Origin of the sequence: Bradyrhizobium sp., from assembly GCF_049519115.1 — a bacterium.
Lineage (GTDB): Bacteria > Pseudomonadota > Alphaproteobacteria > Rhizobiales > Xanthobacteraceae > Bradyrhizobium.
In genome coordinates this window covers 41009-54278 of the sequence record NZ_JBEKRB010000020.1, presented here as the reverse complement: position 1 = coordinate 54278, position 13270 = coordinate 41009, and the positions used below count along the sequence as shown (strand labels likewise).

Sequence of the window (13270 nt, the reverse complement as noted above, 5' to 3'; positions counted from 1 at the left end):
TCATGTCGCGTGCGAAGCTGAGGAACATCTGGTCGCATCTCCCGGCATGGGGAGCATTGCTGCTGAGTGGCGGAGCGCTGATCAGCGGCGCCCGAGCGGATCAGCCGAAACCCCGGCCGCTCGAGTTAGTACCAGATCTGTCTGGGCGACTGCTTTCGAGATCGGACGAAGTAGTGCTCCGGCTTGACGGCGAAAATATTTATTTTTCCCAAAGTGGAAGCGCGTTCGAAGAATTGCGCTTAGGAGATACTCCCGAAGCGATAGATCTGAGAAAACTCTTGCGGGATGCGGGCGGCATGGGGCAGTCGGTTTCTGTTCCGATCGGCTCCACGATTGTCGCAAGCGGTGGCGGCGGCGCATCCGGATGGGGGTGGAAATCCAAAGAAAAGAAACCGCCCGACTCCGATAATGGAAAATGATTCCGTTGCGGCCACAATTTACCTATCGAGCTTTAATCCGTGCAGGATTCAAACATTATCGGCCTTGCCGAAGGGCTCGATAGTCCGGTTCTGAAGGTATTTAAGCGGGGCACTCACCGGACAATTTCGCCGGATGACACGCTGGATCGGATCGCGCCCAGGGCACGGCAAATTGGCATCACCCGTCTGGGGAATGTGACAGGGCTCGATCGAATCGGAATTCCGGTCACCGTCGCTATCCGCCCGAATTCGCGCTCGGTTTCGGTTTCGCAAGGCAAGGGACTCGGTCTTTCCCAGGCGCTCGCATCCGCTTTGATGGAGGCGATCGAGTTATTCCACGCAGAAGAACTCACCGGACGCGCCGTGGACGCGAGTTTTCTGGAGTTATCGGCGAACGCCAGCGTGGTGCGCCCCGGTTCGCTCTCCGACGGCGAGATTTCGTCGCTCGACCGAACCACAATAAGATGGATAGAGGGGTACGATCTTCTCGCGCGCGAGACCTGCTGGGTTCCTTGGGATGTTGTGCATACCGACTATACTCTGCCAACTCGTTATAATATCGAGCAATATCACTTCCTTTCTGGCTCCAACGGATTAGCCTCTGGCAATCATCTCGTCGAAGCTGTCAGCTCGGCGATTTGTGAGCTCGTCGAGCGCGACGCCGTCGCCGTGTGGCATGCTCGAAATGTCCGCGAGCGCTCATTTTGCCGTCTCGATGCGGGGTCGATAGACGACGGAGATTGCCGCACGCTGCTGGAATTTTACCAGGCCGCGCAAATATCGCCGCGCCTTTGGGACGTGACGTCTGATATTGGAATCCCGGCGTTCCTTTGTGACATTCCGGCTTCAGCCGACGATGCCGACAACGGACTGCGGAGATTTCGAGGATCTGGTTGCCATCCCGATCGTGGCGTTGCCCTTGCTCGAGCGCTGACTGAGGCGGCGCAGATCAGGCTCACCTATATCGCGGGCATTCGCGATGATCTCCCGCCTTCTGATTACACCGAATCGGCAGAACAGAAATTGGGCGCAGCCCTGCTCGACGCCGTTTCGCAAGCCAGCAAGTCACGCTCATTTCGTGACGTTCCCAGCCACACTACGGATGATGTCGCGGTTGACCTGCGATGGGAGCTGGAGCGATTGCGCGCGATCGGGATTCAACGCGTCGTAGCGGTGGACCTCACGCGTCCGGAATTTGGCATTCCCGTAGTCAGAGTGGTTATTCCGGGTCTCGAATGGGATCGCAATCACTCCAACTATGTCGCTGGTCCTCGAGCGCGGCAAGCAAACGGTCGCAGCGAATGATTGCCGTTATCTTTGCAGGTCCATCGATGCCGCCGCCCACCCCGCCGATTGCGGGAATTGAGTGGCGATCGCCGGTGCGCCAAGGTGATCTATATTCGGCAGCCTTGTCGGGCCCAGCGATTATTGGCGTCATCGATGGCTACTTCGAAATCGCGCCGACGGTCTGGCATAAGGAAATCCTTTGGGCTATGGCCCAAGGTATCCATGTCTACGGCTCGGCGAGTATTGGAGCGCTGCGGGCCGCAGAGCTCTCAGACTTCGGGATGAAGGGCGTCGGTCATATCTACCGGCAATTCCAAACCGGCCAATTGACGGATGACGACGAAGTCGCATTGCTACACGGGCCGGCGGAGATCGGCTACGTGCAGATCACCGACGCCATGGTCAATGTGCGCGCCACGATCGATCGTGCGCTACAGCTGGGCATCGTAGAGCCCGCGTTCGCGGCGAGGCTTGTTTCGATTGCCAAGTTACTGTTCTACAAGAACAGGACGTACGAGGCGATCCTGAAGGCAGCGACCGAACAAGGCCTCGCGCCACAGGTCATTCGTCGCTTCGCGAGCTGGCTCCCCGGGGGGCAAGTCGATCAAAAGCGCATCGATGCGAGCGAGATGCTCCAAGCAATCACGGCGCATATCTCCAGCGGCGTGATCCCGCTGAAGGTGTCCTACGAATTTTCTCACACGTTCGCTTGGGAGGAAGCTCGGCGGCGAATCGAGACGGCGGATGACCCGGCCGGCATGGACATCCGATGACCGGCACCTTGACTCCTCTATATCACTCAAGGCTGGTCCGACAGGAACCCGATATCGCGCAAGCATTTCACCTTCTTCTCGAGAATTCCGGAATCGAGAATGTCGAATACCTTGATGTCTCGACCGCCCAAGTCGAATCCAACTTTCTGATTCGCCATTGCATCAGCTAGCACCTTATACTTGTACGTTTCGGCGACGTCTTCCAATGCGTTAATTGCGGCGGCGAAGCTGACGAATTCTTTGCTGGAATACACGTCTCTGATCGCGCGATTTGCAGCGTCGAACTTTCCTCGTCCTACATCGTGCCTCAGACGTTCCAGGCTGAATTTGAGGTCCGGATTTTTTGGCCTGTTGTAATACTGGTTCCCGAAGTCGACCCATCGCTGCAAATGTCGATTAAATCGTTCCTCGTCCCACGAAGCATCGATAAAAGCGTCTTCAAAGCACTTGTTCCTGGGCGGACCACTCACTCTCCGTCGCGGATGATAACGCTTGATGCCATCCATATTGGCGTCAGCAACCAGCGCGTGACCCAGTTCGTGGGCGAGTTCGGCCAGAACCGTCAACTCCGGATCCGGAGCGGCTCCGGTTTTTAGCTGTACCAGGCTCCGTCCCTTGTCACGATCTCCGTCCGAATATCGCAAAAGATCTCTGATGGTCTGGTTCTCGACGTCCACAAACGATTTTTTGGTTGTCAGCTCCCGATCGGAAATGGCGACGTAAACGCTCTTGCTACCGGGCAGCCGATCCGGCCCCTCCCAAAACCCCCAACCCATGGGACCCCATGACGGAGAGCGAGTCACAAACAACTGCGTCAGTCGACAAAGCCTGCTCTTCATGTAGTCCGGCGCCCGGTTGTAGGTCCTCGCCAGAACATCTTTTTGGGCTTGAACCACCGGCGTAGATTTGTCGCAGGTCGGCGGCCGGTAAAAAGGGAAAAAACCAGATCTGCCCGGATAAAAAGCGGTGTAACACGCTTTTTCCGCGAATTTCGTTCCGTCAGGATCACTGACACATGTCCCCTGGAAGTGAGTTTCGGGCGGGGTGGTTGGATACACTGGGTAGGACGGCGGCGCGGCCTTTGCGCTGCAAGCTACCGCAAGAAAAACCAATGGGATCAACGCGGTCGCCCTCATAGGCACCACTCCATTCCATAGCTGGCGGGATACTTCCAACTGCTCAAATTTGTCCGGCCGGCGGGAGAGAGCTTCGGACGGCGAAGACTCTTAATCCCCAAAACCACCAGACCGTGTGCTTGGATGCCCCACGCCAAAACCCTATTCAACAGCCAAGCCCCGTGCGAACACAAGTCCAATTTCTTTCAACCGCTACCATCGACGGAAGTCGCCTTTTGTCCCGGGGGCTATAGAAAACCGCGAAGGCCGCTACTGCCTGAAGGGGAGCGAGTGCGCCGTCGCCCATGCCTGAAAATCGCTCTCAGGAGATATATGTCCTTTGGAATGACAACAATAATGTTCTCGTGGCAGGTTAAGATTGGTCAGATCGACCTGCGCCGTTCCATGGGTAGGCGCTGAGTGGTGACCGTGCTAGATTTTAAGTTGTTGAGCTCATAAGGGTGCGGGATGGAGTGCCCAAACTGTGGTGTGGAGTCTTCAGAGTCCGCAAGATTCTGTAGTCAGTGTGGCTCAGCATTGGCGCTCAGTTGTCCGTCTTGTGGCAACAGCGAACCACTTGGCTCGAAATTTTGTGCCAAGTGCGGCGCGAGCCTCCCTCATGCGACGAGCGGCATTATAGTCAGTCCTGGTCTTGCTCCAGCCGTGTCACGCGCCACGTTTGCTGAACGTTGCCACTTGACAGTGATGTTCTGTGATCTCGTCGGCTCAACGGCGCTCTCGGTCCACCTTGATGTCGAAGACTTTCATGAGTTGATCGGCACTTACCAGAAGGCCGTTGCTGAGATCGTGACTCGATTCGGCGGATTTGTCTCTCGCCGTGTTGGCGATGGCGTCCTTGTTTACTTCGGTTACCCCAGCGCGAATGAAAATGACCCGGAACAGGCCGTGCGAGCGAGCTTGGCTGTAGTCGAGGGGATCGGGCTCCTGGAAAGCCGGGAAAGGCTTCAGGTGCGGGTCGGCATTGCCACTGGACTGATGATCGTGGGTGATCTTATCCGGTCGGGGACTGCCAATGATACTGAGGTTTTAGGCGAAGGCCCCAATCTCGCCTCCCGACTTCAGGCGATGGCGGGACCGAACTCGATCGTGATCGACGATGGCACTCGACGGTTGATCGGATCCGTTTTCGGGTTGGAGGACCTTGGGCTCAAAGACTTGAAAGGATTTTCCGAGCCTCAACGTGCCTGGCGCGTGCTGGGCGAGAATCGGTTCAGGAGCCGTTTCGAGGCGCTGCGTTCGGCCGCGACGCCCATCGTCGACCGCGAGGAGGAACTTGATCTTTTGCTTCGGAGATGGACGCAAGCAAAAGGTGGCGAAGGACGCGTGCTGTTCGTCTCTGGCGAACCGGGCATCGGCAAGTCGCGCCTGACTGTAGCGCTCAGAGATTTTCTGGGTGGGGAACCGTACACCGATCTCCATTATTTCTGCTCGCCACACCACCAACACAGCGCCCTCTTCCCCATTATAAATTTACTCGAGCGCGCGGCGGGATTCGGGCGCGAGGATTCACCTGGGGTGAAGCTCGACAAGCTGAAAGCACTAATGGCTGAAACTTCTGCGGCCTTGCGTGACGTCGCACTGCTCGCCGAGTTGTTATTGTTACCGACGGGGGGCGACACAAATGTCGAACGGAACCCTCGGCGCTGGAAGGAAGAAGTTTTCGAAGCGCTACAGCGGCAGTTCATCAGCTTGGCGCAATCGAAGCCCGTGCTGATGACCTTCGAAGACCTGCACTGGATCGATCCGACGACGCAAGAGTTGCTTGATCTCTTCATCCGACGGATTGATCGTCTTCCCGTGCTCTTGGTCGCAACCTTCCGCCCGGAGTTTACGGTTCCGTGGGCGGGTGAGCCGCACGTCACCGTGTTGAATCTGAATCGTCTCAGTCGAGCGGATAGCGAGACATTGGTTCGGCAGCAACTCGCCGCAAACACTGTGTCTTTGCCAAGTGATTTAATCGGAGAAATAGTCGAGCGAGGTGATGGCGTACCCCTCTTTCTTGAGGAGGTAACAAAGACGGTCGTGGATGCCGAACCGCTGCAGCAGTCGGGATCAAAGGCGCCGCGCCCGCCACTCCTAGTTCCACCAACATTACACGCATCGCTAATAGCGAGACTCGATAGGATCGGGCCGATAGCCAGGGAGATTGCCCAGATCGGGGCGACGATCGGCCGAGAGTTTTCGTACGAACTGACGGCTATTGTCGCCGAACGACCCGAGCAGGTGCTCCATGATACTCTCGACGGCCTGGTTGAAGCCGGCCTTGTTTTCCAGCGTGGCGAATCGCCGCGTTCAAATTTTCTATTTAAGCATGGGCTATTGCGGGATGCTGCCTATAGCACCCTGCTCCGCGGCCCGCGCCGGGCTCTCCATGCGCGCATCGCGCAGGCGATCGAGGAAGTATTTCCAGAAATAGCCGAGAGCCAACCAGAAGTGGTGGCGCGTCACCGGACCGAAGCTGGTCTGAAGAGGACCGCCACAATCCACTGGCAACGCGCAGGCGAACTTGCTTTGCGCCGCTCCGCCGGGAGTGAAGCCGTAAAGCACTTTTCCAGCGCCTTGAGTATTCTGGAAGGGTTGCCTGATGCGACGGACCGATGGCAACAGGAGCTCGATATCAGGCTTGGTCTGGGGACTGCCCTGATCACGGCGCGCGGTTTTCGTTCGCTGGGCCCCGAAATTGCCAAACATTACGAACGTGCCGTCGCACTCGGACGAGGGCTTGGCGACGACAAGAAGCTCTTCAGAGCCATGTGGGGAAGCTGGTACGCAAATCTAATCATCGGGCAGACCGAGCACGCGCTTGGAATAGCCAACGAGCTTGTCGATGTAGCCAAGCGGCTGGCCGATCCCGATCTCATGCTTGAGGCATATCACTCGCGCTGGGCGAATTCCCACGTGATGGGCCTCAATTCGATCGTGCTTGCTGACACGCAGCGTGGCATCGCGCTGTATGACGCCGAGCGACATCACACTCACACTTACGATTATGGGGGTCACGATACCGGCGTGTGCGCCTATGCTCATAATGCCGTAACCCTATGGATCTCCGGCTTTCCGGATCAGGCTGCACAAATGGCGAATGCGGCGCTCGAATTGGGGCATCGGCTCGGACATCCCCCCAGCCTGCAGCACGCGGCGTGGTGGTCGGCCACACTCCAGCAACTCCTTCGCGCACCCGGGCCGTGTCGTGAACTGTCGGAGCTGACCATACGCATCGGACGTGAGCAGGGAAGCAACATGTTCTTCATGTGCCCGCTTCTTTTGGGCTGGACATTTTTCGAGTCCGGCGAGGCCGTTGAGGGCTTGCGTCAGATGGCGGTTGCGGTGGCCGCCACGCGCCAGTCGGCCCGGCGTTTCTATTTTGAGTACGAGCTTCTGGTGTTTGCGGAAGCTCTCCTGAAAGCTGGTGAGCTCGATCGCGCGCAGCAAGTTCTGCAGGAAAACCTCGATCGCATCACGAGCAGTGGGAATCGCCTATTCGAGGCGGAGGTACATCGTCTGTTGGGCATGTGCCTCGGGAATCGAGGCGGCGACCGGATCGCGGAAGCCGAAGTGCGTCTATTGCAGGCTATCGAGACTTCTGAGCAACAAGGCGCACTCTCTTTCGAACTCCGTGCGGCGACAAACCTTGGTCGACTTTGGCGGGATCAGAATCGTTATAGCGAGGCGCACAATCTTGTTTCGAAGGTCTACAACCGGTTTACCGAAGGTTTCGATACTTCGGACCTGAAGGACGCGCGGGCGTTGCTCGACGAGCTAAGCTAGTGCCGAGGGCGGCGTCACAGCGGGGCTCAAACTTTCTTGCTGACCCGCACCGTCCACGCCGCCGCGCGTCGCGATATGGCCGGGGTGGCCGATCCGCCTGCTGCGGCCATGGTGCCCGCACCGGCGTGGCGGAAGATTGCGCCGGCGAGCTGCTACTCCACCTTCACTCCGACGGCCTTGATGATTGGGCCGAAGCGTTCGATATCGGATGCGATCAGCCGCCGCAGCGGCTCTGCTCCGAGCTGGTCAGGTCGGGGCATATCCGCCGCGAGGTCGGCAAAACGATACCGCAGGTCCGGATCGGCGAGCGCGGTCTTGAGCGAGGATTCAAGGCGTTCGAGGACTGCCTGCGGGGTCGCGGCGGGTGCGGCGATTGCGTTCCAGACCGTCAGGTCGAAAGCGGGTACGCCAGCCTCGGCGAAAGTCGGCACATCAGGAATTTGGGAAACGCGACTGGCGCTTGAGGTCGCAATCGCCGTAACACTGCCGCCGGTATGCATCGGAATCATAGTGACGGTCTGGTCGAGCACGGCGTCGATCGTACCGCCGACAAGATCGTTGATCGCGGGACCGGACCCCGGTAGGGAATGTCGTGGGCCTGCGTGCCCGTCACATGCAGGAAAGTGATCGCGGCAAGATGGCTGGTCGTGCCCGGGCCCGCATGGCCGAAATTGAGGGCCCCAAGCTTCGCCTTCAGCGCCGCGATCAAACCGGCCATATCGCGTATGCCGCTCTTCTTGCTCACGGACAGAACCATGGGCACGATCGCGACAAGACCGACCGGTGCGAGATCCTGGCGCGGATCGAAGCCGATATTCGGGAACAGCCAGAAATTCGCGGCCAGCGAGCCCATATTGCCGAAGATCAGCGTGTAGCCGTCGGCATCCGAGCGGACCACGCGGCGGGTCCCGACGGTGGCGCCGCCGCCGGTCACGTTCTCGACGACGACAGACTGGCCGAGGTCTTCGCTCATGCGCCTTGCCACGATGCGGGCCAGCACGTCCGTCGTTCCCCCCGCCGCTGCCGCGACGACGAGCGTGATCGCCCGGTTCGGGAAGCTCTCGCCCGCTGCGGCGTGCGCGGACAAGAGAGCAGCCGCGATCACGGCTATCACTGACTTCATAATCGTCTCCCCCTGTGATGCCTGACGGCATCAGCCCACCATAGCGCAAAATGCGCTACGCCATAATCGACACAGACCTTACACTTGATCGTCGGCCGTATGGCTTGCGCGAGGCGACTGGCCGCCTGCCGGTGCCTTAGACAACGCGTTTGCCGGCCTGGGCCGCGATCGGCCTTTGTACAAAATACATCACGATCAGGGAAATCACCGCCGTCGCAACGACGACGTATCCCAGCCGGTCGAAATGCCGGAGCGAACCGTCGGCATTTTGCGCGATGAGGGCGGCGGCGAGCACGGAGCCTAGCCCGCCGGAGAGTTGTTGCAGGGAAGCGCCGACCGCGCTGAAGGATCCGCGTTGTGCGGGCTCGGGGATTGCGGAAATCAAAGCCTGCGACGGGATCATGCGCGAAAAGATGCCAACGAACATCAGGACGTTGACCAGGATCGCGATCGTCAAACTCACCTGACCGAGATGCGTGTAGATCAGTACCATGATGATGGACATGGCGCTGCCGAAGGCGAAGGTGGGGAATTTGCCAAAAGTATCGCTCAAGCGCCCCACCAGCGGTCCGATGAAAATGCTAAACAGGCCGGAGACGAGATAGATCGTCGGCAGATGAACGATGTCGATGCCGAGATTATGCACGGTATAGGCGCTGCCAAACGGCATCAGCATGTAGCCGCCGGTCGCCAGCAGCGTCGTCACCGCGAATGCCATCCAATAGCGCGGCTGTGCGACCGTTGCGATCAGATGCCGGAACGCGTTTTTGTCCTGCTTCAGCAAGAGATGGCCGTTCACCGGTTTCATCAAAAACAGCACAGCGGCCATCCCGGCGATCGACAGGCCAACCAACGCGCCGAACGCGACGTGCCAATTCCAATGGTTGGAAAGAAAAAGACCGGCCGGGATGCCAAGCACCTGGCTTGCGGCAAAGGCGGTTTGCACAAAGCCCATGACGCGGCCGCGCAATTGCAGCGCAAATAGATCGGTGACGATAGCGAGCACGACGGAGCCGATCACGCCGCCGAACAGACCGGTGACGATACGCCCCACGAGCAGCACATGATAGTTGGGAGCGATCGCGCAGAGCGCCGTTCCAAGGGTGAAGCCGACATAAAAAAACAAAAGCAGCCGCTTGCGATCGAACCGATCGGCAAAGCCGGCCGCCAGGATACCGGAAATTCCCGCGCTGAATGCGTAAGCCGAGACTGCCACGCCGAACTGTGCGGCGGAAATATCGAGCGCCGGCATGATGATGGCGCCGAGTGGCGACATGATCATGAAATCGATGATGATCGTGAACTGGACAAGCGCCAGCAGCACGACGAGGGTTGACTGGTAGCGCGAAAAGCGGCGGGACAACTGTTGCCGCTCATCGATCGGCTCAATCAAGGTTTGTTCGGTCATGACATTCATTCGGAAGGGAAGAAGGGTGAGGTCCGCCGGACGCTGACAACTATCTATTGTGGCTCTGCGTTATTTCGACGGCTTGACACGCGGTTTAACGCCGTCTCGCGTCGGCTCAGGCTACGGTAAGTTCTATCGCCACATTCCCGCGCATGCGGGCACTGGGATCAGCTTTGGCCCTGCGAGTTGCGGCGCCCGCCAATACGCGGAGGGAGCACGGTGCCAGGGGCCGGCGCTTAGATACCGATATATATAGTTGTTTTTATTAGCATTTTATGGATATACCGACGGCAGATACCTCTCGGCCCGCGAACGCCGCGGTCGAGATCAAGGACATCCTGAAACGTTCATCTGCCCGGAACCAGCATCAGGATCGCCGCCAGCCCCATGATCGCAGTCCCGATCCAGCCGAGAACCAGAATGGGCCGGCTCGATGTGAACGCACCCATCGCCGACTTTCTGGAGGCGATCAGGAGGATCACGACCGTCAGAGGAACCGTCGATCACGTCGCTCCCGAACAGAGATGGCGATGAGATCCGCGACTTCATGGCGTTCTTGAAGACCCTGGAATCACGAGCTGTCTGCCCTCGCCGCAATTGAGCTAGCTCAAAGCGCGATCCGGAAACGGCTGCAATATTGAAAGCATCGAATTCCACGGAGGTTGCCATGCGCGCCCATCACATCATGACCAAAGACGTCATTACCGTTACGCCTCAGACTTCGATCGAGGACGCCGCCAAGATCATGTTGCGGACCCATATCAGCGGCCTGCCGGTACTGGACGATACGGGCAAGCTGGTGGGAATCGTTTCTGAAAGCGATTTCCTCCGCCGCAGCGAAATCGGCACCGGCCGCAAACGGCCTGCCTGGCTTCAATTCCTGATTGGCCCCGGACGAGCGGCCACGGATTTCGTTCATGAACGCGGGCGCAGGATCGAGGACGTCATGACCGAGGATCCGGTGACGGTGGACGAAGAGACGCCGCTCGAAGACCTGGTCAGACTGATGGAGAAGAAAGGGATCAAGCGGCTGCCGGTCATGAGCGGCAACACGATCAAGGGAATCGTAACCAGATCCAACCTGCTACAGGCTGTCGCCAGCATCGCCAACGAAATTCCGGACCCGACGGCGGACGACGACCACATTCGCAATCGCATCATCCGTATCGTCAACGCCACCGACTGGCGCCCAATCGGCTTCGAGGTGACCGTCCGCAAAGGGGTGGTCCACCTGCACGGCATCATCACGACCGACGAGGCGCGGCAAGCGACAATCGTGGCCGCTCAAAATACCTCGGGCGTCAAGGAGGTGCACGATCACCTCTGTTTCGTCGATACTTATTCCGGCTTCTATGTGGAGTCGCCGGAAGACATGGATGCCGCGCAATAAATCGTCAGTGAGATACACACATGCTCGCTTGGATCGTTCGGATTTTTTTCGCACTCGCGGCGCCGATTGCGGCCCTGTTTGTATCCCGCGACGTCCTGAACTTCGACGTGATCCAAACCATGATTGCGATCATTCTGATGGTTGCTGCCGTTGCTCTAGTCGCGTTGTGGCCGAAACGGCCAAGATCACCATTTTGATCCAGATCAAACGGCCCGCCGCCGTTTTAATTGATGCTGGACTATAACGATCAATTGGAGAACCAAATGCCCGTGGACTCTCTTCTGGTATCGATCGGCGTGTGCGCCATGTTTCTAATCTTCGCCTTCGCGGTCGCCTGGGCCGATCATACGACGAGCCAATGGCTCCGTAGCAGGGCCGCAACCAAGCAGGCGACAACCGACACTGAACCGCCTTATCGCAAGGCGGCTTGATCATTTCAGAGTTTCTGAGACGCCTAGAGAAGCGCCAACTCTCGGCGCAATCGCGTTGGAATAAATAAATGGCCGAGCGCTGGCGTCCCGTTCTATTTGACTGTACCCGAACAGGTCAAAAGGTCCAGGGACTACTCACTGCGGAAGAGGTGCCGGGAGTCGGCGATACGCGCTATGAACCGGTCTCCTGCCTCGCCTGTGCGGGAGTCCATTTCGTCGATTTTCACGGCAAAATACTCGGATCGAAAAATAACGAGTAGCGAGGATTTCGGCTTTTAAAAAAGCGGCATCATCGGATCCGATCGCGCAGCTTTTTTCTTGAAGATATGAGTCTATCCTCAGGCGTTCAGCCGATTAAGCGCGGGGCGGTTGCGAAGCTGGATCCGCCGGGAAGTTTCCAGTGCAATCGTACCGGAATGCGCGAACTGGGTGAAGGTCCGCGACACCGTCTCGATCGTCAATCCAAGATAATCCGCAATATCCTGGCGCGACATCGGCAGCTCGACCGTGGCACCGACCGAATTGCGGCCGGCCATCTCGAGCAGGAAGCCGGCCACGCGCTCTTCGGCGCTTTTGATGAGAGCCAGCGAATGCTCCTGCACCCGCTGGAGTTCGCGCATCGTCAGCATCCAGAGCTGCCGAGCCAGGCTCTTTTCATGCTCGGCGCGCGCCATCACCGCACTGCGCTTGGCGACCAGGATCTGGGCGTCGCAAAGCGCCTCAGCCGAACACAAATGGATTTCGCCGGCCTCTACGCCGAAGATATCCCCGGGCAGATAGAAGGCACTGATCTGGCGGCGGCCGTCATCCAACATGCGATATGTTCGCACCGCGCCGGAGATGACCTGGTAAAGATACTCGGCGGGCTCATGCTCGCCGTAAATTTCGTTGTTGCGGACAAATCGCATCGGGGCGCCTATCAGGCCCAGCGGACCCTCCATTGAGGGGGCCGAGGCGGCCGGGCGGGCGTAGATCGAGGACTTGGCGGTTGCGACGGCGGTCAGCATGGCAAAACTCCGGTTTCGATCGTTGATGTCCGGACCCTGCCGATTTCCGATCCTTTCGAAAATTCAGGTTGCTCCCCTAAGTAAAAACCCCGAGGCCCCGTAAAACTACGGAAGGAAAGCGGTTTTCAGCTGAAACAGCGAAGTGACGTGCACCCGTTGAGCTAGGTCAAACCGCATCGGCCGTTTTCGGCGAAAATATCCAACGGCTCCACACCGAGATTCAAGTTCACGGCCATGAAAAAACTCGCCGCAATCTTGTCCCGGCTTTTCGAACCCTCGCAGTGGCGAGACATCAAAACGGCCCCGTCCGATCGCGAGCTTGATCTCGCCGTCATCGACGGCGAGATCCATCCGATCTGCGGGTTCTGCCTTCGTCATAGAGATGACTGGCTGGATGCGGAGACGTTGAGGCCCGTCAACGTGACCGCGACGCATTGGCGCTTCCGCTGGCCGATGATCTTCCCCGTCAGTTGCTGCTAAGGAGGCATCCGATGCGTGGACCGATCAGAGGGATGATCGCGCTGCTGT

Annotated in this window: 11 protein-coding genes and 2 pseudogenes; 9 read left to right on the top strand and 4 right to left on the bottom strand. The window is 58.5% G+C overall.

Going from position 1 to position 13270, the window contains the following annotated elements; genetic code table 11:
• The first annotated feature begins 2 nt into the window (after positions 1-2).
• Genes ABSE61_RS17135 through ABSE61_RS17125 form a run of 3 tightly spaced genes read left to right on the top strand, consistent with a single transcriptional unit; the run spans position 3 to position 2479 of the window.
• Entirely contained in the window at positions 3-419 is a 417-nt protein-coding gene (locus ABSE61_RS17135; RefSeq protein WP_423872311.1) for a hypothetical protein, read from the top strand.
• Positions 420-458: 39 nt separating this feature from the next.
• Complete coding sequence (locus ABSE61_RS17130; protein WP_423872310.1) at positions 459-1724, top strand: YcaO-like family protein; 1266 nt, start codon at positions 459-461, stop codon at positions 1722-1724.
• Positions 1655-2479, top strand: a complete 825-nt coding sequence (locus tag ABSE61_RS17125) for a TfuA-like protein (RefSeq protein ID WP_423872309.1) — start codon at positions 1655-1657, stop codon at positions 2477-2479. Before ABSE61_RS17130 ends, ABSE61_RS17125 begins: the two co-directional genes overlap by 70 nt.
• Before the next feature lie 26 nt (positions 2480-2505).
• Here the strand turns inward: ABSE61_RS17125 and ABSE61_RS17120 are convergent, their stop codons facing one another.
• Positions 2506-3615 (bottom strand): hypothetical protein, encoded by a 1110-nt coding sequence (locus ABSE61_RS17120; protein ID WP_423872308.1) that lies wholly within the window; start codon positions 3613-3615, stop codon positions 2506-2508.
• A gap of 447 nt (positions 3616-4062) precedes the next feature.
• On the opposite strand from ABSE61_RS17120, the pseudogene ABSE61_RS17115 reads away from it, so the two are divergent.
• Both ABSE61_RS17115 and ABSE61_RS17110 read left to right on the top strand, forming a co-directional pair.
• Positions 4063-4188 (top strand): annotated as a pseudogene (locus tag ABSE61_RS17115) (double zinc ribbon domain-containing protein); the annotation flags it as partial.
• 111 nt (positions 4189-4299) lie between these two features.
• On the top strand, positions 4300-7383 hold the full coding sequence (locus ABSE61_RS17110) for an AAA family ATPase (RefSeq protein ID WP_423872350.1): 3084 nt from the start codon (positions 4300-4302) through the stop codon (positions 7381-7383).
• A 152-nt stretch (positions 7384-7535) separates the two neighbouring features.
• Here the strand turns inward: ABSE61_RS17110 and ABSE61_RS17105 are convergent.
• Positions 7536-8356: pseudogene (locus ABSE61_RS17105) on the bottom strand (Bug family tripartite tricarboxylate transporter substrate binding protein).
• A 286-nt stretch (positions 8357-8642) separates the two neighbouring features.
• Entirely contained in the window at positions 8643-9914 is a 1272-nt protein-coding gene (locus ABSE61_RS17100) for an MFS transporter (protein WP_423872307.1), read from the bottom strand.
• Positions 9915-10581: 667 nt separating this feature from the next.
• Between ABSE61_RS17100 and ABSE61_RS17095 the strand changes: the two genes are divergently transcribed.
• The 3 genes from ABSE61_RS17095 to ABSE61_RS17085 all read left to right on the top strand — a co-directional run bounded on the left by ABSE61_RS17095 (position 10582) and on the right by ABSE61_RS17085 (position 11995).
• Positions 10582-11304, top strand: coding sequence for a CBS domain-containing protein (locus ABSE61_RS17095; protein WP_423872305.1), 723 nt, complete (start codon positions 10582-10584; stop codon positions 11302-11304).
• 263 nt (positions 11305-11567) lie between these two features.
• Complete coding sequence (locus tag ABSE61_RS17090; protein ID WP_423872304.1) at positions 11568-11735, top strand: hypothetical protein; 168 nt, start codon at positions 11568-11570, stop codon at positions 11733-11735.
• A 68-nt stretch (positions 11736-11803) separates the two neighbouring features.
• On the top strand, positions 11804-11995 hold the full coding sequence (locus ABSE61_RS17085) for a hypothetical protein (RefSeq protein WP_423872303.1): 192 nt from the start codon (positions 11804-11806) through the stop codon (positions 11993-11995).
• Between the two features lie 78 nt (positions 11996-12073).
• Here the strand turns inward: ABSE61_RS17085 and ABSE61_RS17080 are convergent, their stop codons facing one another.
• Complete coding sequence (locus ABSE61_RS17080) at positions 12074-12742, bottom strand: helix-turn-helix domain-containing protein (RefSeq protein WP_423872302.1); 669 nt, start codon at positions 12740-12742, stop codon at positions 12074-12076.
• 234 nt (positions 12743-12976) lie between these two features.
• Here ABSE61_RS17080 and ABSE61_RS17075 point away from each other — a divergent pair, with 234 nt between their 5' ends.
• On the top strand, positions 12977-13222 hold the full coding sequence (locus ABSE61_RS17075) for a hypothetical protein (protein ID WP_423872301.1): 246 nt from the start codon (positions 12977-12979) through the stop codon (positions 13220-13222).
• Positions 13223-13270 lie beyond the last annotated feature (48 nt).